Here is a 22670-nt window from a genome sequence, read left to right as displayed (position 1 = left end):
AGCAGGCCGTCTGGCACTGAGGAGAAGCAGAGATGGCCGGCGCAAAAGAGATACGTAGTAAGATCGCTAGCGTGCAAAACACGCAAAAGATCACTAAAGCGATGGAAATGGTCGCCGCCTCCAAAATGCGTAAATCGCAGGATCGCATGGCGGCCAGCCGTCCTTATGCAGAGACCATGCGCAAAGTGATTGGTCACCTTGCGTTAGGGAATCTGGAGTACAAGCACCCGTACCTGGATGAGCGTGACGTTAAGCGCGTCGGGTATCTGGTGGTGTCTACTGACCGTGGTCTCTGCGGCGGCTTGAACATCAACCTGTTCAAAAAGCTGCTGGCGGAGATGAAAGCCTGGTCCGAAAAAGGCGTCGAAACCGACTTGGCGCTGATTGGCTCTAAAGCGGCCTCTTTCTTTGGTTCCGTGGGCGGCAACGTGGTTGCCCAGGTGACCGGCATGGGGGACAAACCTTCCCTGTCGGATCTGATCGGGCCGGTGAAAGTGATGCTGCAGGCCTACGACGAAGGTCGTTTGGACAAGCTGTACATTGTCAGCAACAAATTTGTTAATACGATGTCCCAAGAGCCGCAAGTGCTTCAGCTGCTGCCGTTACCGCCAGCCGATGACGAAGAGCTGAAGAAAACGCCTTGGGATTACCTGTATGAACCCGATCCAAAAGTGCTGCTTGATACCTTGCTGCGCCGCTATGTGGAGTCGCAGGTTTATCAGGGCGTCGTGGAAAACCTGGCCAGCGAGCAGGCCGCACGAATGGTCGCGATGAAAGCCGCAACCGATAACGGCGGTAGCCTGATCAAAGAGCTGCAGTTGGTATACAACAAGGCGCGTCAGGCCAGCATCACTCAGGAACTCACCGAGATCGTTTCGGGAGCCTCCGCGGTTTAAGCTAGGTTTACGAATTACGTAGAGGATTCAAGATGGCTACTGGAAAGATTATCCAGGTAATCGGCGCCGTGGTGGACGTCGAGTTCCCTCAGGATGCCGTACCGAAAGTGTACGACGCTCTTGAGGTAGAAAACGGCACCGAAAAACTGGTGTTGGAAGTTCAGCAACAGCTGGGCGGTGGCGTGGTTCGCTGTATCGCAATGGGGACCTCCGACGGTCTGCGTCGCGGTCTGAAAGTGAACAACCTGGACCACCCGATTGAAGTGCCGGTGGGTAAAGCTACCCTGGGTCGTATCATGAACGTATTGGGTCAACCGATCGACATGAAAGGCGACATCGGCGAAGAAGAGCGTTGGGCGATTCACCGCGCGGCGCCAAGCTACGAAGAGCTGTCAAGCTCTCAGGAACTGCTGGAAACCGGTATCAAGGTAATGGACCTGATTTGTCCGTTCGCCAAGGGCGGTAAAGTCGGTCTGTTCGGCGGTGCGGGCGTAGGTAAAACCGTAAACATGATGGAGCTGATCCGTAACATCGCGATCGAGCACTCCGGTTATTCCGTGTTTGCGGGCGTGGGCGAGCGTACTCGTGAGGGTAACGACTTCTACCACGAAATGACCGACTCCAACGTTCTGGACAAAGTATCCCTGGTTTACGGCCAGATGAACGAGCCACCAGGTAACCGTCTGCGCGTTGCGCTGACCGGTCTGACCATGGCGGAGAAATTCCGTGACGAAGGCCGTGACGTTCTGCTGTTCGTTGACAACATCTACCGTTACACCCTGGCCGGTACCGAAGTGTCCGCACTTCTGGGCCGTATGCCATCCGCGGTAGGTTATCAGCCAACGCTGGCGGAAGAGATGGGCGTTCTGCAAGAACGTATCACCTCGACCAAGACCGGTTCCATCACTTCCGTACAGGCCGTTTACGTTCCTGCGGATGACTTGACTGACCCGTCTCCAGCCACCACCTTTGCGCACTTGGACGCAACCGTGGTACTGAGCCGTAACATCGCTTCTCTGGGTATCTACCCGGCCGTTGACCCGCTGGATTCCACCAGCCGTCAGCTGGATCCGCTGGTCGTTGGCCAGGAGCACTACGACGTAGCGCGTGGCGTGCAGTCCATTCTGCAACGCTACCAGGAACTGAAAGATATCATCGCGATCCTGGGTATGGACGAGCTGTCTGAAGAAGACAAGCTGGTCGTATCCCGTGCGCGTAAGATCCAACGCTTCCTGTCTCAGCCGTTCTTCGTGGCAGAAGTCTTCACCGGTTCTCCGGGCAAGTTCGTATCGCTGAAAGACACCATCCGTGGTTTCAAAGGCATTATGGACGGCGACTATGACCACCTGCCGGAGCAGGCGTTCTACATGGTTGGCACCATTGAAGAAGCAGTGGAAAAAGCCAAGAAACTGTAACGCCTTGAGAGGAGGGTGATATGGCTATGACTTACCATCTGGATGTAGTCAGCGCGGAAAAACAGATGTTTTCCGGCCTGGTGCAGAAGATCCAGGTGACAGGCAGCGAAGGTGAACTGGGGATCTTCCCTGGCCATGCGCCGCTGCTGACTGCCATCAAGCCTGGCATGGTGCGTATTGTTAAGCAGCACGGTGAAGAAGAGTTCATCTACCTGTCCGGCGGCATCCTCGAGGTGCAGCCGAGCGTGGTTACCGTGCTGGCGGACACTGCTATCCGTGGTACTGACCTCGACGAAGCGAGAGCGTTGGAAGCTAAGCGTAAAGCTGAAGAACACATTCGCAGCTCTCATGGCGATGTCGACTATGCTCAGGCATCCGCTGAACTGGCGAAAGCGATCGCAAAACTGCGCGTTATCGAGCTCACCAGAAAAGCGATGTAATGTTTGGGTGTCCTGCACCCAACTTTAAGAAAGCGGCCTATAGGGTCGCTTTTTTTTTACTTTAAAATAAGCATTTCAGCCCGGCGTACAGAGTGGTGTATAACCCCTGATATCGGGAAAGAAACGTCGCCGATCGCCGACAGTTTTTTCGTCCCAGCGTCGAATTGGCCGCGATAGCTGCAGGCCAAGGCCCGCGCGGCCTGCGCCGGGTTCGTGCAGAGAAATATGTAGTAATATCGCCGCTAAACGGTTTTACTTTCGTCTATCAAAATGGAGTTATCAGGTTGCTTATGTCGAACAGCGCAATGAGCGTGGTTATCCTCGCCGCGGGCAAGGGAACACGCATGTATTCCGATCTTCCCAAGGTCTTACATCCGTTGGCCGGCAAGCCGATGGTGCAACACGTCATTGATGCCGCGATGAAACTGGGCGCGCAACATGTACACCTGGTATACGGCCACGGCGGCGATCTGCTGAAAAGCACGCTGACCGAGGGCGCGCTGAACTGGGTGCTGCAGGCTGAGCAACTGGGCACTGGCCATGCGATGCAGCAGGCGGCGCCGCATTTTGCCGACGATGAAGACGTATTGATGCTGTATGGCGACGTGCCGTTGATCTCCGTGGATACGCTGCAGCGTCTGTTGGCGGCCAAGCCGCAGGGCGGCATTGGCCTGCTGACGGTCAAGCTGGACGACCCGAGCGGCTATGGCCGCATCGTGCGCGAGCAGGGTGACGTGGTGGGCATCGTCGAACACAAGGACGCCAGCGAAGCGCAGCGTCAGATCAATGAGATCAATACCGGCATCCTGGTGGCGAATGGGCGCGATCTGAAGCGCTGGCTGGGGATGTTGAATAACGATAACGCACAGGGTGAGTTTTACATCACCGATATCATTGCGTTGGCGCATGCCGACGGCAAGAAAATCGAAGCCGTGCACCCATCGCGTTTGAGCGAAGTGGAAGGCGTGAACAACCGTCTGCAGCTGGCGACCCTGGAGCGCGTGTTCCAGTCGGAACAGTCTGAAAAGCTGCTGCTGGCCGGCGTAATGCTGTTGGATCCGGCGCGTTTCGACCTGCGCGGTGAACTTGTTCACGGCCGCGACATCACTATTGATGTGAATGTGATTATCGAAGGTCACGTCAAGCTGGGCGACCGGGTGAAAATCGGCGCCGGCTGCGTGCTAAAAAACTGCGTGATCGGTGATGACTGCGAGATCAGCCCTTACAGCGTACTGGAAGACAGCGTGCTGGAAGCAGACTGCACGGTGGGGCCGTTCGCCCGCTTGCGCCCAGGCGCGGAGCTGGCGGCAGGGGCTCACGTCGGCAACTTCGTGGAAATGAAAAAGGCGCGCCTGGGCAAAGGCTCCAAGGCCGGTCACCTCAGCTACCTGGGCGATGCTGAAATCGGCGATGACGTGAATATCGGCGCCGGCACCATCACCTGCAACTACGATGGCGCCAACAAGCACAAGACGCTGATCGGCGATGGCGTGTTCGTCGGTTCCGATACTCAGCTGGTGGCGCCGGTGTCGGTCGGTAAAGGCTCCACCATTGCCGCCGGCACCACGGTGACGCGAGATATCGCCGAAAACGAACTGGTCCTGAGCCGCGTCAAGCAGGTGCACATTCAGGGCTGGCAGCGCCCGGTGAAGAAGAAGCCATAGTGTGTTTTGCGTTGGGCTCTATTCACGAGCCCAATACAAAACATAATAACCCCACCATCTACAGGCTCGGGGACGCACGGTAAAACCGGCAAAAATCAGGTCAAGGCATCGAAAACGTCCACGAAGGACGTTCATTAGGAATACAACTGATGTGTGGAATTGTAGGCGCAGTAGCGCAACGTGATATCGCAGAAATTCTGTTGGAAGGTTTACGCCGTCTCGAGTACCGCGGTTATGACTCCGCCGGTCTGGCGGTGGTCGATGAAAAAGGCAACGTCAGTCGCCTGCGTCGCGTAGGCAAGGTGCAAAAGCTGGCCGAAGCGGCGGAACAAACCGATCTGCACGGCGGTACCGGCATCGCTCACACCCGTTGGGCTACGCACGGTGAACCGACCGAAGCGAACGCGCACCCGCATGTTTCCGACTACATTACCGTGGTGCATAACGGCATCATCGAAAACCACGAGCCGCTGCGCGAACTGCTGATTGAACGCGGTTACCGTTTCAGCTCTGAAACCGATACCGAAGTGATTGCGCACCTGGTGCACTGGGAACAACTGCAAGGCGGTACGCTGCTGGAAGTGGTTCAGCGCGTGATCCCGCAGCTGCGCGGCGCTTATGGCACCGTGGTGATGGACAGCCGCGATCCGAGCGTGCTGGTCGCGGCGCGTTCCGGCAGCCCGCTGGTTATCGGCCGCGGCGTCGGGGAAAACTTCATCGCTTCCGATCAGCTGGCGCTGCTGCCGGTCACCCGCCGCTTCATCTTCCTGGAAGAGGGCGACGTGGTGGAAGTGACTCGCCGCACCGTCAACATTTTCGACAAACAGGGCAACGCCATCGAGCGCCCTGAGATCGAATCCCAGGTGCAGTATGACGCCGGCGACAAGGGCGCTTACCGCCACTACATGCAAAAAGAGATTTACGAACAGCCGCTGGCGCTGAAAAACACCCTGGAAGGGCGTTTCAGTCATGGCCAAATCAACCTGAGTGAGCTGGGGCCGCACGCCGACGAGCTGCTCGCCAAGGTGCAGCACGTGCAGATTATCGCCTGTGGCACTTCTTACCACTCCGGTATGGTGGCGCGTTACTGGTTCGAAGCGCTGGCCGGCGTGCCGTGCGATGTCGAGATCGCGTCCGAATTCCGTTACCGCAAATCGGCGGTGCGTCCGGGCAGCCTGATCATCACTCTGTCGCAGTCCGGCGAAACCGCCGACACTCTGGCGGCGCTGCGCCTGTCCAAGGAGCTGGGTTATCTCGGTTCGCTGGCCGTTTGTAACGTTGCCGGCTCTTCGCTGGTGCGTGAATCCGATCTGGCGTTGATGACGAAAGCGGGCACGGAAATCGGCGTAGCCTCGACCAAAGCCTTCACCACGCAGCTCACCGTGCTGTTGATGCTGGTGGCGCGCCTGGGCCGTCTGAAAGGCATGGCGGAAAGCGTGGAGCACGAGATCGTGCATGGTCTGCAGGCGTTGCCGGCGCGTATCGAGCAGATGCTGTCGATGGATAAAGAGATCGAAGCGCTGGCGGAAGGCTTCTCCGACAAGCACCATGCGCTGTTCCTCGGCCGTGGCGATCAGTATCCGATCGCCATGGAAGGGGCGCTGAAGCTGAAAGAGATCTCCTATATTCACGCCGAAGCTTATGCGGCGGGCGAGTTGAAACACGGCCCGCTGGCGCTGATCGACGCCGATATGCCGGTGATTGTGGTGGCGCCGAACAACGAACTGCTGGAAAAGCTGAAGTCCAACATTGAAGAAGTGCGCGCGCGCGGCGGCCAGCTGTACGTGTTCGCCGATCAGGACGCCGGCTTCGTCAGCAGCGAAGGCATGACCATCATTCCTCTGCCGCACGTCGAGGAAATCGTCGCGCCGATCTTCTACACCGTGCCGTTGCAGCTGCTGTCTTACCATGTGGCGCTGATCAAAGGCACCGACGTTGACCAGCCGCGCAACCTGGCGAAGTCTGTCACCGTAGAGTAATTTGCCGCAGGTAAACTGCAAAAGCCGGCCTTAGCGCCGGCTTTTTTCATGAGTGACCTTAAAGATGACAGCGCTGCCGTTTCGGTGATAAACGTTGTCATATTCAAGCGGATAGGCCGCGCCAAGCCGGTTTTTTATTGCTTGGGAAATGTGCTGTTTCACGGCTAACCTTCTGATTTAAATACAAACAAACACTCATTAAATGCACTGTAATATAACTGTCATATTGCGTACATTTTTCTGTCACCAAACTGTCCTATTTTCCCTCCTGCAGCAATACTTACTCTGATTAAAACGACTCGAAGTCGATTTTAAGTATCCCATTAGGAGGGATTATGAAACTGATGCGTACCACCGTCGCCAGTATTGTGGCAGCGACCTTCTCCCTGACCGCCGTGTCCGCGTTCGCTGCTGCCAGCCTGACCGGTGCAGGTGCGACATTCCCCGCTCCGGTTTACGCCAAGTGGGCAGATTCTTATCAGAAAGAAACCGGCAACAAAGTTAACTATCAGGGCATCGGCTCCTCTGGCGGCGTAAAGCAAATCGTGGCCAACACCGTTGACTTTGGCGCTTCCGACGCCCCGCTGTCTGACGACAAGCTGGCGGCCGACGGCCTGTTCCAGTTCCCGACCGTGATCGGCGGCGTGGTGCTGGCGGTGAATATTCCGGGCATCAAATCCGGCGAACTGACGCTGGACGGCAAAACCCTGGGCGATATCTACCTGGGCAACGTCAAAAAGTGGAACGATCCGGCTATCACCAAGCTGAACCCAGGCGTAAAACTGCCTGACCAAAACATCGCCGTAGTGCGCCGCGCCGACGGTTCCGGCACTTCGTTCGTGTTCACCAGCTACCTGTCCAAAGCCAATGCGCAGTGGAAAGAAAAGATTGGCGCCGGTTCTACCGTTAACTGGCCGACCGGTCTGGGCGGTAAAGGCAACGACGGCATCGCCGCCTTCGTTCAGCGTCTGCCAGGCTCTATCGGCTACGTAGAATACGCTTACGCCAAGCAGAACAACCTGGCTTACACCAAGCTGGTGTCCGCCGACGGCAAACCGGTCAGCCCGACCGAAGAGAGCTTCAGCAACGCCGCCAAGGGTGCGGATTGGAGCAAAACCTTTGCTCAGGATCTGACTGACCAGAAAGGCGACAACGTGTGGCCAATCACCTCCACCACCTTCATCCTGGTGCACAAAGAGCAGAAAAACCCTGCTCAGGGCGCCGAAGTGCTGAAGTTCTTCGACTGGGCCTACAAAACCGGTGCAAAACAAGCTAACGAGCTGGATTACGCCACCCTGCCGGCAGAAGTGGTTGAGCAGGTGCGTGCGGCCTGGAAAACCAACGTAAAAGACAGTTCAGGTAAAGCGCTGTACTAACAACGCAGGGGCGCGGGTTCGCCGCGCCCCACACAGTTCTTCAGGCTCCGATCCCGGTTGGGGCTGCCAGGGTTCAAACAGAGAGTAATCTATGGCTGAGTACAAGCCGACCATCAAAGCACCGGGCAAAAACGGTGACATCATTTTCAGCGCGCTGGTGAGACTGGCTGCGCTGATTACCCTATTGTTGCTGGGCGGCATCATCGTTTCGCTGATCTTCGCCTCCTGGCCAAGCATGCAGAAATTCGGCTTTGCGTTCCTGTGGACCAAAGAGTGGGACGCGCCGGCGGAGCAGTTCGGCGCGCTGGTGCCGATCTACGGCACCGTGGTCACCTCGCTTATCGCGTTGATCATCGCCGTGCCGGTGAGCTTCGGCATCGCGCTGTTCCTGACCGAACTGGCGCCGAACTGGCTGAAGCGGCCGCTGGGCATCGCCATTGAGCTGCTGGCGGCCATTCCGAGCATCGTCTACGGCATGTGGGGACTGTTCGTGTTCGCCCCGCTGTTCGCCGAATACTTCCAGACGCCGGTGGGCGACGTGCTGTCGGGCATTCCAATCGTTGGCGAGCTGTTCTCCGGCCCAGCCTTCGGCATCGGCATCCTGGCCGCCGGGGTGATCCTGGCGATCATGATCATTCCTTACATCGCCGCAGTGATGCGCGACGTGTTCGAACAGACCCCGGTGATGATGAAAGAGTCGGCCTACGGCATCGGCTGCACCACCTGGGAAGTCATCTGGCGCATCGTGCTGCCGTTCACCAAAAACGGCGTCATCGGCGGGGTGATGCTGGGCCTGGGCCGTGCGCTGGGGGAGACCATGGCGGTGACCTTTATCATCGGCAACACTTACCAGCTCGACAGCGCTTCGCTATACATGCCGGGCAACAGCATCACCTCGGCGCTGGCCAACGAATTCGCTGAAGCCGAGTCCGGCGTGCACACTGCCGCGTTGATGGAGCTGGGTCTGATTCTGTTTGTTATCACCTTTATCGTGCTGGCGCTGTCGAAACTGATGATCATGCGTCTGGCCAAGAATGAGGGGCGTTAACATGGCGACGATGGATATGCAAAACGCAGTCGTTCTGGCGGAAAGCCGCCGCAAAATGCAGGCCTGGCGCCGGCAGAAAAATCGCCTCGCGCTGTTCCTGTCGATGGCGACCATGGCGTTCGGGCTGTTCTGGCTGATCTGGATCCTGATCGCCACCGTCACCAAAGGCTTCGACGGCATGTCGCTGGCGCTGTTCACCGAGATGACCCCGCCGCCGAACACCGCGGGCGGCGGCTTGGCCAACGCCATCGCCGGCAGCGGCCTGTTGATCCTGTGGGCGACCCTCTTCGGTACGCCGCTGGGCATCATGGCCGGCATCTACCTGGCGGAATACGGCCGTAAATCCTGGCTGGCGGAAGTGATCCGCTTTATCAACGACATCCTGCTGTCCGCACCGTCGATCGTGGTGGGCCTGTTCGTTTACACCATCGTGGTGGCGAAGATGGAACACTTCTCCGGTTGGGCCGGCATCGTGGCGCTGGCGTTGCTGCAGGTGCCGATCGTCATTCGCACCACCGAGAACATGCTGAAGCTGGTGCCGGATACGCTGCGCGAGGCCGCCTATGCCCTGGGCACGCCGAAATGGCGCATGATTTCCGCCATCACGCTGAAGGCGTCGGTGTCCGGCATCATCACCGGCGTGCTGCTGGCGATTGCGCGCATCGCGGGGGAAACCGCGCCGCTGCTGTTCACCTCGCTGTCGAACCAGTTCTGGAGCACCGACCTGATGCAGCCGATCGCCAACCTGCCGGTGACCATCTTCAAATTCGCCATGAGCCCGTTCGCCGAATGGCAACAGTTGGCTTGGGCCGGGGTGCTGTTGATCACCCTGTGCGTACTGTTACTGAATATCCTGGCGCGCGTAATTTTCGCCAAGAAAAAGCATTCGTAAAATTTTGAGCGCCGCTTTGGCGGCGCTGATGAAAAGAGAGAAGTCTTGATGAGTATGGTTACTGACGCTTCCAGCAGCAAAATTCAGGTACGCGATCTGAACTTCTACTACGGCAAATTCCATGCGCTGAAGAACATCACGCTGGATATCGCCAAGAACAAGGTCACCGCGTTTATCGGCCCATCCGGCTGCGGCAAATCCACCCTGCTGCGCACCTTTAACAAGATGTACCAGCTGTACCCGGAGCAGCGTGCGGAAGGCGGCATTCTGCTGGACGGCCAGAACATCCTGACCGACAACTCGGATATCGCGTTGCTGCGCGCCAAGGTCGGCATGGTGTTCCAGAAGCCGACGCCGTTCCCGATGTCGATTTACGACAACATCGCTTTCGGCGTTCGCCTGTTTGAAAAGCTGTCGCGCGCCGATATGGACGAGCGCGTACAGTGGGCGCTGACCAAGGCCGCGCTGTGGAACGAAACCAAGGACAAGCTGCACCAGAGCGGCTACAGCCTCTCCGGCGGCCAGCAGCAGCGTCTGTGCATCGCCCGCGGCATCGCCATTCGTCCGGAAGTGCTGTTGCTGGATGAGCCTTGCTCGGCGCTGGATCCGATCTCTACCGGCAAGATTGAAGAGCTGATCAGTGAACTGAAGGCCGATTACACCGTGGTGATCGTGACGCACAACATGCAGCAGGCGGCGCGCTGCTCCGACTCTACCGCATTTATGTATCTGGGCGAGCTGATCGAGTTCAGTGATACTGATAACCTGTTCACTGCGCCGCAGAAAAAGCAGACTGAAGACTACATCACTGGCCGTTATGGTTGATAGGAAGCATCATGGATAACCTGAATTTAAACAAACACATTTCCGGCCAGTTCAACGCAGAGCTCGAGCATATCCGCACCCAGGTGCTGACCATGGGCGGGCTGGTGGAGCAACAGCTGACCGATGCCATCACCGCGATGCACAATCAGGATGGCGAGTTGGCCAAGCGCGTAATTGAAGGCGACGCCAAGGTCAACATGATGGAAGTGGCGATCGACGAAGCGTGCGTGCGCATCATCGCCAAGCGCCAGCCGACCGCCAGCGATCTGCGCCTGGTGATGGCGATCATCAAAACCATTTCCGAGCTGGAGCGCATCGGCGACGTGGCGGACAAGATCTGCCGCACCGCGCTGGAAAAGTTCTCGCACCAGCATCAGCCGCTGCTGGTCAGTCTGGAGTCGCTAGGGCGCCACACCGTGCAGATGCTGCACGACGTGCTGGACGCGTTCGCGCGCATGGATCTGGACGAAGCGATCCGTATTTACCGCGAAGATAAAAAGGTCGACCAGGAATACGAAGGCATCGTGCGTCAGCTGATGACCTACATGATGGAAGACTCGCGCACCATTCCGAGCGTGCTGACCGCGCTGTTCTGCGCCCGCTCTATCGAGCGTATCGGCGACCGCTGTCAGAACATCTGCGAATTTATCTTCTATTTCGTCAAGGGGCAGGATTTCCGTCATTTGGGCGGCGATGCCCTGGAAAAGCTGCTCTCTCCGGGCGGTAAAGACGAAAAGGCCGACTAACTCTTTCCGGGTAATATCCTTCAAAGGCGCGGTTTCCCGCGCCTTTATTCCATCTTAAACGCGTAAAGATAAAAAGGTTATAAATATAGCTTTTTATATTATTTCCTGACCTATGTGGCGCTTGCTAGCTTATTCGCCAGCAGGACATCAACCACTTAGGAGCTTTCTATGAAACATCGCGCTTTGGCCTTAACGTTGTTAGCCAGTCTGACCGGCCTCGCCGCCGGCGCCGCGCACGCGGACAAACTTGACGATATCAAGCAAGCCGGCGTGGTGCGTATCGCGGTGTTCGACAGCAACCCGCCGTTCGGCTACATCGATCCGCAGAGCAAAAAGCTGGTGGGCTACGATGTGGACGTCGCCGACGCGATCGGCAAAGCGCTGGGGGTGAAAGTGGAGCTGCGCGCCACCAACCCGGCCAACCGCATTCCGCTGCTGGTGTCGAAGAAGGTTGACCTGATTGCCGCCAACTTCACCATTACCGACGAGCGCGCCAAGGAAGTGAACTTCAGCGTGCCGTATTTCGCCACCGGCCAGAAATTCATCGCCCGCAAAGGCGTATTGAAAACCCCGGAAGACATCAAGAAGCTGCGCATCGGCGCGGACAAGGGCACGGTGCAGGAAATCACCCTGCGCGAGCGTTTCCCGACGGCGAAAGTGATCTCCTACGATGATACCCCGCTGGCGTTCGTGGCGCTGCGCAACGGCAACGTGCAGGCGATCACTCAGGACGACGCCAAGCTGGTCGGCCTGCTCGGCAACCTGCCGGCGGCGCAGAAGGCGGAATTTGAAATTTCGCCGTTCAGCCTGACCAAAGAGTATCAGGGCGTGGGCATTCCCAAGGGCGAGGATCGCCTGACCGCCGCGGTGAATGAGACGCTGATCAAGCTGGAAAACGACGGCGAAGCGGTTAAGATTTACGATCGCTGGTTCGGGCCGGAGACCAAATCCGCCCAGCCGCGCGGCGATTTCAAAATCGCGCCTTTGGATCAGCAACCGAAAGCCTGATTTAACCGCTCGCGGTGAGATCGGTACGGAGGGGCGCAGCTTGCTGCGCCCCTGATGCATTCTGCAAGACAAGGATTGAACATGAATCTGGACTGGCTGCTGGCGCCGCAATACCTGAACTGGCTGTGGCACGGCTTTCTGCTGACGCTGTGGCTTTCCGCCTGCGCGGGCCTGGCGGCCACGCTGTTGGGCTTCGTGCTGGCGGCGATGCGCGACAGCAGCCTGAGGCCGCTGCGTTGGCTGGCGATGGGGTACAGCTCGCTGTTTCGCAATACGCCGCTGCTGGTGCAGCTGTTCTTCTGGTACTTCGCCGCCGGGCAAATCCTGCCGTCCGCCGCCATGCAGTGGCTGAACAGCGCACATCAGGTCGGCCCGCTTGAGTGGCCGTCGTTCGAGTTTCTCGCCGGTTTCTTCGGCCTGACGCTGTACTCCACCGCCTTTATCGCCGAAGAGATCCGCTCCGGCATTCGCGGCGTCGCCGGCGGGCAGAAATATGCCGCTCAGGCGCTGGGGCTGACCGGCTGGCAGGCGATGCGCTACGTGGTGCTGCCGCAGGCGCTGAAAATCGCGCTGCCGCCGCTGCTGGGGCAATACATGAACGTGATCAAGAACTCGTCGCTGACCATGGCGATCGGCGTTGCCGAACTCTCTTACGCCTCGCGTCAGGTCGAAACCGAAACCCTGCGCACCTTCCAGGCGTTCGGCGTGGCGACGGTACTGTATATCGCCATCATCGCGCTGCTGGAAGGTTGGGGCATGTGGCGACAACAGCGTAAACCGCTGGGAGGACATTGAGATGGATTTCAGCGTGATTCATGACAACCTGGGTTACCTGCTGTGGGGCACCTGGCCGGATGGGCCGCTGGGCGGCGCGGCGCTGACGTTGGCGATCAGCCTGATGGCCGGCGTGGTCTCGGCGGTGCTCGGCACCTTACTCGGCGTGGCGCTGGCGATGTCGCGCGGCGTCGCCGCCGGGCTGCTGGCGGCGGTGTTGGGCTTTTTCCGCGCTATTCCGGTCATCATGCTGATCTTCTGGACCTATTTCCTGCTGCCGATGGTGTTTGGCGTCGAGATCCCGGAAATTACCACCGTGGTGTGTGCGCTGGCGTTGATCGCTTCGGCCTATCTGGCTCATGCGGTGAAGGCCGGCATCGCCGCGATCGGTCCCGGCCAGTGGCAGGCCGGGCTTTCTCTGGGGCTGACGCGCTGGCAGACGCTGCGCATGATCGTGCTGCCGCAGGCGCTGCGCATGATGGTGCCGTCGTTCATCAACCAGTGGATTTCTCTGATCAAAGACACCTCGTTGGCTTATATCGTCGGCGTTGGCGAATTGACCTTCCTGGCGACCCAGGTCAACAACCGCAGCATGGTCTATCCGATGGAAGTGTTCCTGTTTGTGGCGCTGGTCTATTTCGTATTCTGCCTGGCGCTCGATCTGCTGGCCAACGCGGTCAACCGCCGCTTCGGCGCGCAAACCCGCGCGCTGAAGCGGTCCTGGCGCTGGTGGCGCAACAAGCCGCCGTTGCCGGCCAGTTAATCGGCCGTCAGCCGCCAGCCGCGTTCGCGCCACAGCGCGGGCAATTGAGCCAGGTCGTCAAACGTGGTCACCAGCGGGTGATCGATCGGCGGATTATGCGGATCGGCGCAGAAGTAAAAGACCGGAATGCCGGCATTGATGCCGGCCTGCGCGCCGGCGGGCGAATCGTCCACCAGGATGCAGCGCGTCACCGGCACCCGCATCTGTTCGGCGGCGTGAAACACGATCGCCGGATCCGGCTTCCAGCGCTGAATGTCATAGCCGCTGAACAACCGGTCATCAAAATAAGGCAGCATGCCGGTCAGGCCGAGCGAGTGCTGCATCTTGCTGACCGGCCCGTTGGAGACGGTGCAGACAGGCACCGTCACCTGTGCCAGCAGCTCGCGGGCGCCGGCAATCTGTTGCAGCTCGCTGTCGAACAACCGCGCCACTTCCTGCCGATACAGCGGCTCCAGCGTCTCTTTTTCCAGGTCAGTGCCCTGCTCGGCATTGACCCGATCGATGATCTCGTACAGCTTCACCCCTTTGTATTTCTTGAATACCTCTTCCAGCGACAGATGAATGCCGTAGTGGGCGAACATATGGACATAGGCTTTGCTGCACAGCACTTCGCTGTCCACCAGCGTGCCATCGCAGTCGAACAAAATGCAGTCAATCTGATTCATGCGGGACAGGTTCCTTCGGGTTAACGCCGCCAAGGCGACTCAGCGATCACTTGATCAGGTTACGCGCCTTGAGATCGTGCAAAATCAGCGCGGCGACGTGTGAGCACTGCGGCAGATCGCGGCTGTCGCACCACTTCAGCTCGGCGATTTCGGCGGCCGGCTGCAGTTGCCCGGTAAAGTCGGCCTGGTAGCAGCGAATGCGCACCTGGGTGCCGTCCTGCTTGCCGTCCGCCGGGCCGGTGAACTCGCCGTAAAACGCGATGGATTGCGGCTGCAGCGCAACGGTCAGCTCTTCGTCGATTTCGCGGCACAGCGCCTGTTCGTCGGTTTCGCCCGCTTCGCGCTTTCCGCCCGGCATATAAAACAGCGTCTTATTGTGCGAGCGCACCAGCGCCACTTTGTCATCTTTCAGCGCGATCAACGCCAGCTTATCGATAAAGGTCGAAGACATGCGGATTCCTGTTTTTAACGGATAGGGACAGAGGGGGCGATAGACCATTTTATCGGCCGTGCCGGCAAACGGCAACGCAGCGGGCGGCAACGGGGTATGAATGCCTGTAAATACAAGCCGTTGACGCGTTTAGCCGTAAAGACGGCGAAAAAAACCTGTGACCGGCGTCAAAAGCCCCACTTTTTGTTATAGGATAGCCGGCGACTGTCCATTCCCATTTTCGGAATTCTGATAATGACCAAACCAGTATCTGGCCTTGACGCTGAGCAAGGCTTGCTTGGGCGCGTGTTTAAACTCAAGCAACATGGCACGACGGCGCGTACGGAAACGATTGCCGGTATCACCACCTTCCTCACCATGGTGTATATCGTGTTCGTTAACCCGCAAATTTTGGGCGCAGCGGGCATGGATACCCAGGCAGTATTTGTCACCACTTGTTTGATCGCCGCCTTCGGCAGCATCTTTATGGGCCTGCTGGCGAACCTGCCGGTGGCGCTGGCGCCGGCGATGGGCCTGAACGCCTTCTTCGCCTTCGTGGTGGTCGGGGCGATGGGCATTTCCTGGCAGGTGGGCATGGGCGCCATCTTCTGGGGCGCGGTCGGCCTGCTGCTGCTGACCATTTTCCGCATCCGTTACTGGATGATCGCCAACATTCCGGTCAGCCTGCGCGTCGGCATCACCAGCGGCATCGGCCTGTTCATCGGCATGATGGGGCTGAAAAACGCCGGCATCGTGGTGGCCAATCCGGACACGCTGGTGACCATCGGCAGCCTGACCTCGCACAACGTGCTGCTGGGGGCGCTCGGCTTCTTCATCATCGCCGTGCTCTCTTCGCGCAACTTCCACGCGGCGGTGCTGGTATCTATCGTGGTCACCACCCTGATCGGCTGGATGCTGGGCGACGTGAAATACGGCGGCCTGTTCTCCCTGCCGCCGAGCATCACCTCGGTGGTGGGCCAGGTCGACGTGGCCGGCGCGCTGAACATCGGGCTGGCCGGGGTCATCTTCTCGTTTATGCTGGTGAACCTGTTCGACTCTTCCGGCACCCTGATCGGCGTCACCGATAAAGCCGGCCTGACCGACAACCAGGGCAAGTTCCCGCGCATGAAGCAGGCGTTGTACGTTGACAGCATCAGCTCAGTGGCCGGTTCGCTGGCGGGGACCTCTTCCGTGACCGCTTACATCGAAAGCTCGTCCGGCGTCGCCGTCGGCGGCCGCACCGGTCTGACGGCGGTGGTCACCGGCCTGCTGTTCCTGCTGGTGATCTTCCTGTCGCCGTTGGCGGGCATGGTGCCGGCTTACGCCGCCGCCGGCGCGCTGATCTATGTCGGCGTGCTGATGACCTCCAGCCTGGCGCGGGTGAAGTGGGACGATCTGACCGAAGCGGTACCGGCGTTTGTCACCGCGGTGATGATGCCGTTCAGTTTCTCGATCACCGAAGGCATCGCGCTCGGCTTTATCTCCTACTGCGTGATGAAGCTCGGCACCGGCCGCTGGCGTGAAATCAGCCCGTGCGTGGTGGTCGTGGCGCTGCTGTTCGTGCTGAAGATCGTCTTCGTCGACGGCCATTGACAGCCAAAGGGCCGACGCCCGTCGGCCCTGAAATCTTAGACGCCCGGCGTCGCATCCGGCGCCCGATCCAGCACCCATTGCAACGGCCGCCTGAAGCGCGCCTGCCAACTGCCGGCGGCATCCTCCCCCTGGGCGAAGTGCAGCGTCTGCACCTGATTATCCTCCCCGAACAGATTGGCGAAGTGCAATGCCAGCGCCTGTTCGCTGAAATTCTGCCGATCGTAATACGCCATCACGATTTTCTTTTGCGCCGCCAGCGACTGCTGGGCCGGCTTGATCTCGCCGTTGGGGGCGATCAAGAGCGCGCCGGCATAAAACTGCGGGTACTTGGCGATCAGGTTGGCGGCGTGCAACGCGCCCTGGCCGCGGGCGCTGAGGTAAATCCGCCGGGGATCCAGCTTTAGCTGCGGAGCCAGCTGTTGCAGCGTACGCTGAATGGCGGTTTGGGTGCTCTCGTCGCTGTAATTCGACCAGCGGAAGCTGTTTTCCGACAGCATCTGCGTGCCGTTGAGCTCGATGTAGGCCACGCCCATTTCGCCGAACAGCAGCCGCTCCTCGGGACTGATGGCGGCGGCTTTGCCGTAGGTATGCAGGAAGATCACCGTTGGCCACCCTTCGGGCGGCGTTTCGCCGTCCGGTATCGCGTAGCTGGCCTTGCCTTCATAGCGGCGAGCGTGCTGCAGATAGCGCGCTTTGGTGGCGGCCAGGATAGATTGGTAGGTGGCGGAGTGCTGGATGCTGTTGAAGGCGTCGTCCTCCAGCAGGTTGTAGTAGTACCACAGGCCGCGGTCGGCGCTCAGCTGCAGGTAGCGCTCCGCCAGCTCGGTTTGCCCTTTCTCCGCCGACGACACCGCCAGCTGGTAGGGCGCCCAGACATTGCGGCCGTCTTCGCGCATCAGCGTCAGGTACAGCGACATGGCGCCTAGTTTTTTATCTTCCTGGTTTTGCGCAGATCGCGACAGCTGGGCGTTGAGCGCGCTGTGCGCAGGCAGCTCCAGCGGTTCTTCACCGGCGGGATAACGCATGTCTGCGGCGAAAGCGGGACTGGTGATGGAAACGAAAAATAACGCTAAAATGAAAAAATACATGATGCTATGGCTTTAATTTCAATAAATTGACGGACGTCATGTCCTGTTGCGGCGCCCCGCGGGCGCCGCGAGACCTTCACTCCACGCGGCGAATAAAATCGCTGAACGCGGACAGCTGGCCGGTCAGGAAATCCAGCGTTCCCTGATCGCTCAGTTCACCGGCCTGTTCATCGACCTTGCTTTGGATCACGCCGCCCATAAACTCAGGCTTGTTCATTACCATCGCATCGAGGAACACCAGGATCTGACGCAGATGGTATTGGCAGCGCGCGCCGCCGATCGGCCCCATTGAGCTGGTTTGAATGGCCACCGGCTTGCCGGCCAGCGGCTGATTCGGTACGCGAGACAGCCAATCGATGGCGTTTTTCAACCCGCCGGGCACGGAATAGTTGTATTCGGGGGTGACGATGATCACGCCGTCGGCCTGGCGGATCTGCTCTGCTATCGCTTCGACTGCGGCAGGGAAGCCTTCACCCTGTTGCATGTCGGCGTCGTACAGCGGGATATCGCGGATGGAGGGCAGCGCTTCAATGGTGACGCCCTGCGGAGCCAGGCCAGGCAGGGCGCGGGCCACCATGGCGTTGTAGGAGCCTTTGCGCAGGCTGCCGAGTAGAGTGACGATTTTTAAGGCTTGGTCTGACATGGTGATTCTCCCTTTCGAATGAGCAGATTCAGCGTACAACATGGGCGAATAGTAGGCTAAAGCGCGGGTCGAGAATAGGCGATTGCTCAACATTTAGCTGTCTTTACAATTTAATCCAGTAACTCGTGCGGTAAAGACCGCGTTATCCGCTTTGCGCCGCGTCAACCTGGCGTCTTCAGGCCCGTCAGTTTAACGAAGCGTGAGGATGCCGCCGGGCTGCGCGGCGATATTTCCCCGTCTTTGTGCAGGCCGCCGCGCTCTTCGTAGCGCCAGCACAGCAGACGATCCAGCTCGGGGCTGCCGGCGCAGGCCCAGCTCAGATATTCGTCGGCGTCGCTCATCACCTGAACGTCCGGCGTGGCGCTGGAGCGCAGGTGACCGGAGAAGGGATGCAGACGCAGCGTGGACTGGCCGCTGTTGCCGAGGCCGGAAATTTTCAGCACGCTTTGCCGAATGCTCCACAGCTGAGTCTCCGCCTCCAGCCGATCGTCCTGCGCGCCGATCCAGGCACTTTCCGCCGGCGTCTGATGCGCGTTCTGCAGCGCGCTTTGCCGGCTGCCGCGCGCCCGCATCACTTCGATATCCAGTCCGACTTTGCCCTCGTCGCTAAGCAGCACGCCCACGGTGTTGCTGGCGTAGGCGAGGCTAAAATCGGGCAACTGATGATCGGCGAAGCAGGGGCGGCCGGTCGGCGTGGTGGCGATGGGGGGCAGCGTCGGCAGGCCGTACAGGTAGAACATCATTTCGGCGAGCAGAATGCGCCCTTGCAGGTAGCGCGTGCGGCGCTTAACGGAAAAGGTGCGGGTGGCGGCTATCACTTCGTCGGAGAGTCTCTGGGTATCCAGGACAGCGGAGGCCGGGGTCCATCGGGCAAAATGACACGCCATTGTTCACTCCATGACAGAGGGTCGCTAAGAACGCAGGGGTGTTAGATTAAGACTAAGTTGAGGATTTATCATCAAAAAACACTATGCGGATTATCCGATTTGTTGGCTTTTGCGCTGTGCAGGAGGGAATGGGGGCATGCAAGGCGAAGGTTATTCAGACCTCAAATCGCGTTGCGTAATGGGGTCGTACATAAAATTAATCAGTTCCGAAGCCAGCCGCTTTCGAATCGACGGCGTCCAATGAACCCATAAAATACCGCCTGATAAGAAAAAGTTGGCGGAGAGAGCAGGATTCGAACCTACGACACGATGACTCGTGTGGATTTAAGAAACGGTTAGTTTCTTAAATCTGGCTTAAACCACTCGCCCACCTCTCCGCATTCGTTTGTTGGAAATATAAAACCACATAATAAAAATGGTTAAAATAACCTGAACTTGAAAATGTGACCAAACCCACAAAAACCCTATTTATTGTAGGTGTTTATTAATTATCAGAGTCAGGTCACTAAATTTACATTAGCTATTGTTATAAAAAGTTGGCGTCATTGGCTACGAATAGGGAAGAAGGGTATGCCAGATCTCGAATTAATGCCGCTGCAAAGCGCCGATTTTTATAAGACAGCTGAACGTGTTGTTTTTAAAGAATATAAATGTAACTGCAAAAAAGGTTGGAAGGGTGAAGATCGCTTTATCGTCTACAAAGCCGATCAGAATGGGATCGCTGAGGTTATCAACAATGAGGTTTCAAATAACAACGTTGAAGACCTCATCGCGCTGGCATCGTCTTTTTTGACGGATAAGGTGGTGATTTCCGGTGGGCATACCGTGGTTAATTTGGACGATCGTTTTTCTGTCAGCAGTGAAGTGGAAAAGTCCGCGCGCTTCTGCATTGACTACATTGCCGAATCCATCAGACGGCTCGGTGTTCAGCCTGACTTCTTGATGGAAATAAATGATTTCTATATGGAAAAAAGCGATGGCAGCGAGATAGACGGCGCTAACGAATTCAGGAAGATGGCGACATCGCCGTACATCATTCCGGAAAAAATAAACGACTACATTCTGGCGTCTAATCAACGTCATGGCATTGATATCAATGCATTTTATGTCAGTGAGAAAAACATGGCGGATCGCTTTAAACGCCACATTAAAAACCGTATGGATAAAGAGGCGTATTTTCAGCGCCAAGACGGAAATGTGAAGATGACGGTGGGTGAACACGCGTTCGATATCATCAAGGAAAATAAACCGACCTGCGCGGCGGGAAATGCCGCGACGTTCAGGGCCATTCGGTATCGTATTTCCTCCAATAAAATCTTTGATAATTATACGTCGCATATTGGCGTTTTTCCGCTGTGTTCACGCGTCAACGTGCTTAACGGCTATCGTGCGGCCGCGACTTTTTACGATAACTTCGCCTTGCCTTCTTTGCTGGTCTTCTTCGGCAAATCCTGTTTCGAATGACATTTTTTGTGCCAACTGGCTATGTGTCGCGCATAGCCATGATGGTTGAGCATCATCATGAAAATCTCACACTTGTATTGGCCAGTCACTTTCTTCTCCACGGCATTCGGCGCCGGGATTTTCTTTTTGCCGCAGGCGGTGGGGCCGGGCGTGCTGGGGATGAAGGTGTTCATGCTGTTTATCGTTATCGCCATGTCGGTATCGATGATGGCGCACTATCTTTTTTTCAAATTCATCATTTCGCACCCGGAGAAAGATTTCCTGGCGGCATCATCGACGTTTATCGGCGAGCGGGCAGCGGCAATCGTCTGTGTGCTGTTTATTTTGTCGATGATTATTATCGTGCTGATAAATTTCATCACTTTGGTCAACGTCGTCGCGTCTTTTTTCCACAACGGATTCTGGGTTAGGGGCGGCATTTCGCTGTTGCTGAGTGCCGCGCTGTCGGCGGCATGGTTGGCGTTTAGTCAGCGAGTCGAGCACCTGATTTCCAGAATGGCACTGGTTTCTATCGTACTGGTGGCGATCCTGGCGGTGTTTTTCCTGTTACAACCTGCAGGGGGGCGGCAGGCGGTGCAGGCGTCGCCTGGCATTTCATTGCAGACGTGGCTGCTGCTGCCAATTTTTCTTTTTACATTTAACTTTACCCCGTGCATCCAGCGCTTTGCGAAAAGCGCCGTGCGACCGCAGGCACGCAGTATTCTGTTTGGCAAGGTACTGATCATGGCGTTTATCGTCATGATCGTTATCGCCATCAGCCGTTTGCTGACGCTGGATGACATCTCAATCATTAACAGCCGCAATGTGGATGCGCTGTTTTATACCGCCGGTTTGACCGGCAGCGCCATGGCGTGGTTAGGCGCTGCCCTGTTGCTATGTTTACTGACCGGCGGCGCCTATATCGGCACGTTGACCGGCGTGATCGATGGCATTACGTCCTTCGGCGTGGCGGGCAAAAAGAGAATCATCGCAGGGAATATCGTTGTCTGTACGTTTATTGGTACGATCAACCCGAGCATTATCAAGATCATCTCGGGCTGGTCGATACCCGTTATCGTGATGACCGTCTTTTTCATCCCATCACTGTATTTTTTGCTACGGGGCGACGGTAGGCAAAAGGGGATCGGCGTCGTCGTGCTGGGCTCCGGCATCGCGGTAATCGCGACGTTGTTGGTGTAAAACGGCACGCTTAATCCAGAACCAGCGTATCGCCGGTGGCCGGCGCGATCCCTGCCGGCAGCCATAGTCGGCCCCAGGCGCCGGTACAGTGGCAGCCCATGATCTTTTCCGGCTGATGCTGCCGTAAAAAACGGCGGACGCGCCAGAGCGTGCGCGGGGAAGCGCAGCGCAGATGAAAACCGCCGATCAAGGCGTGGATCCTGTCGATTCCGGTGATTTGCTGGCAATGGCGCACGATATTCACGATCCCTCGGTGCCCGCAGCCGGTCACGATCACCAGACCGCGATCCGATTTGTAAATCAGCACCCCTTCGTCAATAACGTAATCTACCGCTGCGTTCTCCCCGGCGATCACCCCGTAGGCGCGGGGTGCGGGCACCGCGATTTCGCCTGACCACATAAAGCGATCGCCGATCGCCAGCGGTTCGCGGCTGTATTGCATGCGGTGGCGTGAGTAGTCGATATCCAAAGAGAGCTTTTTGATTTTCCGAGTGTGGCCCAGCACCTTCAGCGCCGCATAGCGCTCATCGCCGACCTGCGGGTGGCAGATGATACGGCTGTTGTCCGGCAGCCAGGCGACGCCGCCGCAGTGGTCATAGTGGCCGTGGGAGAGCACCGTTGCGGTGATACGGGAGAGATCGACACCCATCAGCGCCGCATTGCGCAGAAAGCTGTCGTCGGGGCCGGTATCGAACAGTATGGACGTCGTCTCGTCCTCAATCAGCAGGCTTAACCCGGCCTTGGCCTGCAATAGCGGGTTGGCGCCGGCGGCGCGGCGGTTTTCCAGCAATACCTTGAGGGTCAATGCCATGTTGACTCGTTCCTGAGAGAGATTCCTGACTGGCCAGTATAGCGCGGGACGCTGCGGCGGCTCTGTGAGCAGGCGCGCAGAGCG

The 22670-nt window shown here is 57.9% G+C and carries 22 protein-coding genes and 1 pseudogene; 16 read left to right on the top strand and 7 right to left on the bottom strand.

From position 1 onward, the window contains the following. Positions 1-32 precede the first annotated feature (32 nt). The 13 genes from atpG to ACP39K_RS17965 all read left to right on the top strand — a co-directional run bounded on the left by atpG (position 33) and on the right by ACP39K_RS17965 (position 13826). Entirely contained in the window at positions 33-896 is an 864-nt protein-coding gene (atpG, locus tag ACP39K_RS18025) for a F0F1 ATP synthase subunit gamma (RefSeq protein ID WP_004933811.1), read from the top strand. Between the two features lie 32 nt (positions 897-928). After that, positions 929-2311, top strand: coding sequence for a F0F1 ATP synthase subunit beta (gene atpD, locus ACP39K_RS18020; protein WP_004933813.1), 1383 nt, complete (start codon positions 929-931; stop codon positions 2309-2311). A gap of 20 nt (positions 2312-2331) precedes the next feature. Beyond that, positions 2332-2751 carry a F0F1 ATP synthase subunit epsilon gene (locus ACP39K_RS18015; RefSeq protein ID WP_004933814.1) on the top strand — a complete coding sequence of 140 codons (420 nt, stop codon included), beginning with the start codon at positions 2332-2334 and terminating at the stop codon, positions 2749-2751. 290 nt (positions 2752-3041) lie between these two features. Further along, positions 3042-4415, top strand: coding sequence for a bifunctional UDP-N-acetylglucosamine diphosphorylase/glucosamine-1-phosphate N-acetyltransferase GlmU (gene glmU, locus ACP39K_RS18010; RefSeq protein WP_033639107.1), 1374 nt, complete (start codon positions 3042-3044; stop codon positions 4413-4415). Between the two features lie 149 nt (positions 4416-4564). Beyond that, positions 4565-6394, top strand: coding sequence for a glutamine--fructose-6-phosphate transaminase (isomerizing) (gene glmS / locus ACP39K_RS18005; RefSeq protein WP_028128067.1), 1830 nt, complete (start codon positions 4565-4567; stop codon positions 6392-6394). Between the two features lie 335 nt (positions 6395-6729). Continuing rightward, a complete protein-coding gene (gene pstS, locus ACP39K_RS18000; protein ID WP_004933819.1) occupies positions 6730-7770 on the top strand; it encodes a phosphate ABC transporter substrate-binding protein PstS in 1041 nt (346 codons plus the stop codon). A 91-nt stretch (positions 7771-7861) separates the two neighbouring features. Beyond that, the gene (pstC, locus tag ACP39K_RS17995; RefSeq protein ID WP_016929615.1) at positions 7862-8818 is read left to right on the top strand and encodes a phosphate ABC transporter permease PstC; all 957 of its coding nucleotides are present in this window, start codon (positions 7862-7864) and stop codon (positions 8816-8818) included. Between the two features lies 1 nt (position 8819). Next, positions 8820-9710, top strand: a complete 891-nt coding sequence (pstA, locus tag ACP39K_RS17990) for a phosphate ABC transporter permease PstA (RefSeq protein ID WP_004933824.1) — start codon at positions 8820-8822, stop codon at positions 9708-9710. A 54-nt stretch (positions 9711-9764) separates the two neighbouring features. Beyond that, positions 9765-10535 carry a phosphate ABC transporter ATP-binding protein PstB gene (gene pstB, locus ACP39K_RS17985; protein ID WP_016929614.1) on the top strand — a complete coding sequence of 257 codons (771 nt, stop codon included), beginning with the start codon at positions 9765-9767 and terminating at the stop codon, positions 10533-10535. 11 nt (positions 10536-10546) lie between these two features. Next, complete coding sequence (gene phoU, locus ACP39K_RS17980; protein WP_016929613.1) at positions 10547-11281, top strand: phosphate signaling complex protein PhoU; 735 nt, start codon at positions 10547-10549, stop codon at positions 11279-11281. Positions 11282-11449: 168 nt separating this feature from the next. Beyond that, entirely contained in the window at positions 11450-12289 is an 840-nt protein-coding gene (locus ACP39K_RS17975; protein ID WP_016929612.1) for an ABC transporter substrate-binding protein, read from the top strand. Positions 12290-12370: 81 nt separating this feature from the next. Beyond that, positions 12371-13084 (top strand): amino acid ABC transporter permease, encoded by a 714-nt coding sequence (locus tag ACP39K_RS17970; RefSeq protein WP_016929611.1) that lies wholly within the window; start codon positions 12371-12373, stop codon positions 13082-13084. A 1-nt stretch (position 13085) separates the two neighbouring features. Further along, complete coding sequence (locus tag ACP39K_RS17965; protein ID WP_033639106.1) at positions 13086-13826, top strand: amino acid ABC transporter permease; 741 nt, start codon at positions 13086-13088, stop codon at positions 13824-13826. Here the strand turns inward: ACP39K_RS17965 and yieH are convergent. Together yieH and ACP39K_RS17955 are read right to left on the bottom strand one after the other, a co-directional pair. After that, positions 13823-14491, bottom strand: coding sequence for a 6-phosphogluconate phosphatase (gene yieH / locus ACP39K_RS17960; protein ID WP_016929610.1), 669 nt, complete (start codon positions 14489-14491; stop codon positions 13823-13825). The two genes, ACP39K_RS17965 and yieH, sit on opposite strands and share 4 nt — an antisense overlap. Positions 14492-14537: 46 nt before the next feature. Then, positions 14538-14942, bottom strand: coding sequence for an NUDIX hydrolase (locus tag ACP39K_RS17955; RefSeq protein WP_033639105.1), 405 nt, complete (start codon positions 14940-14942; stop codon positions 14538-14540). Positions 14943-15176: 234 nt separating this feature from the next. Here ACP39K_RS17955 and ACP39K_RS17950 point away from each other — a divergent pair, with 234 nt between their 5' ends. Next, entirely contained in the window at positions 15177-16514 is a 1338-nt protein-coding gene (locus ACP39K_RS17950) for an NCS2 family permease (RefSeq protein WP_004933851.1), read from the top strand. Between the two features lie 35 nt (positions 16515-16549). On the opposite strand, the gene ACP39K_RS17945 is transcribed toward ACP39K_RS17950, so the two are convergent. The 4 genes and pseudogenes from ACP39K_RS17945 to ACP39K_RS17930 all read right to left on the bottom strand — a co-directional run bounded on the left by ACP39K_RS17945 (position 16550) and on the right by ACP39K_RS17930 (position 19509). Beyond that, positions 16550-17602, bottom strand: a complete 1053-nt coding sequence (locus ACP39K_RS17945) for an alpha/beta hydrolase (protein WP_033639104.1) — start codon at positions 17600-17602, stop codon at positions 16550-16552. A 76-nt stretch (positions 17603-17678) separates the two neighbouring features. Next, a complete protein-coding gene (locus tag ACP39K_RS17940; RefSeq protein WP_004933859.1) occupies positions 17679-18245 on the bottom strand; it encodes an NADPH-dependent FMN reductase in 567 nt (188 codons plus the stop codon). Between the two features lie 161 nt (positions 18246-18406). Continuing rightward, positions 18407-19132: a 4'-phosphopantetheinyl transferase family protein gene (locus ACP39K_RS17935; protein WP_033639103.1), complete on the bottom strand. Its 726-nt coding sequence runs from the start codon at positions 19130-19132 to the stop codon at positions 18407-18409. 275 nt (positions 19133-19407) lie between these two features. Continuing rightward, positions 19408-19509, bottom strand: a pseudogene (locus ACP39K_RS17930). Positions 19510-19702: 193 nt separating this feature from the next. Here ACP39K_RS17930 and ACP39K_RS17925 point away from each other — a divergent pair. After that, on the top strand, positions 19703-20596 hold the full coding sequence (locus tag ACP39K_RS17925) for a hypothetical protein (protein WP_161545153.1): 894 nt from the start codon (positions 19703-19705) through the stop codon (positions 20594-20596). A 57-nt stretch (positions 20597-20653) separates the two neighbouring features. Continuing rightward, positions 20654-21775, top strand: a complete 1122-nt coding sequence (locus ACP39K_RS17920) for an amino acid permease (RefSeq protein WP_161545154.1) — start codon at positions 20654-20656, stop codon at positions 21773-21775. A 10-nt stretch (positions 21776-21785) separates the two neighbouring features. Here the strand turns inward: ACP39K_RS17920 and ACP39K_RS17915 are convergent, their stop codons facing one another. Next, positions 21786-22586, bottom strand: coding sequence for an MBL fold metallo-hydrolase (locus tag ACP39K_RS17915; protein ID WP_273837140.1), 801 nt, complete (start codon positions 22584-22586; stop codon positions 21786-21788). Positions 22587-22670: the final 84 nt, after the last annotated feature.

It is taken from the genome of Serratia sp. EC4 (genome assembly GCF_059652115.1).
This window is presented reverse-complemented; position numbering and strand designations above follow the sequence as displayed.

Excerpts from the sequence above, each read along its gene's own strand:
- atpG (WP_004933811.1), top strand. The coding sequence starts at position 33 with ATGGCCGGCGCAAAAGAGATACGTAGTAAGATCGCTAGCGTGCAAAAC.
- atpD (WP_004933813.1), top strand. The coding sequence starts at position 929 with ATGGCTACTGGAAAGATTATCCAGGTAATCGGCGCCGTGGTGGACGTC.
- ACP39K_RS18015 (WP_004933814.1), top strand. The coding sequence starts at position 2,332 with ATGGCTATGACTTACCATCTGGATGTAGTCAGCGCGGAAAAACAGATG.
- glmU (WP_033639107.1), top strand. The coding sequence starts at position 3,042 with ATGTCGAACAGCGCAATGAGCGTGGTTATCCTCGCCGCGGGCAAGGGA.
- glmS (WP_028128067.1), top strand. The coding sequence starts at position 4,565 with ATGTGTGGAATTGTAGGCGCAGTAGCGCAACGTGATATCGCAGAAATT.
- pstS (WP_004933819.1), top strand. The coding sequence starts at position 6,730 with ATGAAACTGATGCGTACCACCGTCGCCAGTATTGTGGCAGCGACCTTC.
- pstC (WP_016929615.1), top strand. The coding sequence starts at position 7,862 with ATGGCTGAGTACAAGCCGACCATCAAAGCACCGGGCAAAAACGGTGAC.
- pstA (WP_004933824.1), top strand. The coding sequence starts at position 8,820 with ATGGCGACGATGGATATGCAAAACGCAGTCGTTCTGGCGGAAAGCCGC.
- pstB (WP_016929614.1), top strand. The coding sequence starts at position 9,765 with ATGGTTACTGACGCTTCCAGCAGCAAAATTCAGGTACGCGATCTGAAC.
- phoU (WP_016929613.1), top strand. The coding sequence starts at position 10,547 with ATGGATAACCTGAATTTAAACAAACACATTTCCGGCCAGTTCAACGCA.
- ACP39K_RS17975 (WP_016929612.1), top strand. The coding sequence starts at position 11,450 with ATGAAACATCGCGCTTTGGCCTTAACGTTGTTAGCCAGTCTGACCGGC.
- ACP39K_RS17970 (WP_016929611.1), top strand. The coding sequence starts at position 12,371 with ATGAATCTGGACTGGCTGCTGGCGCCGCAATACCTGAACTGGCTGTGG.
- ACP39K_RS17965 (WP_033639106.1), top strand. The coding sequence starts at position 13,086 with ATGGATTTCAGCGTGATTCATGACAACCTGGGTTACCTGCTGTGGGGC.
- yieH (WP_016929610.1), bottom strand. The coding sequence starts at position 14,491 with ATGAATCAGATTGACTGCATTTTGTTCGACTGCGATGGCACGCTGGTG.
- ACP39K_RS17955 (WP_033639105.1), bottom strand. The coding sequence starts at position 14,942 with ATGTCTTCGACCTTTATCGATAAGCTGGCGTTGATCGCGCTGAAAGAT.
- ACP39K_RS17950 (WP_004933851.1), top strand. The coding sequence starts at position 15,177 with ATGACCAAACCAGTATCTGGCCTTGACGCTGAGCAAGGCTTGCTTGGG.
- ACP39K_RS17945 (WP_033639104.1), bottom strand. The coding sequence starts at position 17,602 with ATGTATTTTTTCATTTTAGCGTTATTTTTCGTTTCCATCACCAGTCCC.
- ACP39K_RS17940 (WP_004933859.1), bottom strand. The coding sequence starts at position 18,245 with ATGTCAGACCAAGCCTTAAAAATCGTCACTCTACTCGGCAGCCTGCGC.
- ACP39K_RS17935 (WP_033639103.1), bottom strand. The coding sequence starts at position 19,132 with ATGGCGTGTCATTTTGCCCGATGGACCCCGGCCTCCGCTGTCCTGGAT.
- ACP39K_RS17925 (WP_161545153.1), top strand. The coding sequence starts at position 19,703 with ATGCCAGATCTCGAATTAATGCCGCTGCAAAGCGCCGATTTTTATAAG.
- ACP39K_RS17920 (WP_161545154.1), top strand. The coding sequence starts at position 20,654 with ATGAAAATCTCACACTTGTATTGGCCAGTCACTTTCTTCTCCACGGCA.
- ACP39K_RS17915 (WP_273837140.1), bottom strand. The coding sequence starts at position 22,586 with ATGGCATTGACCCTCAAGGTATTGCTGGAAAACCGCCGCGCCGCCGGC.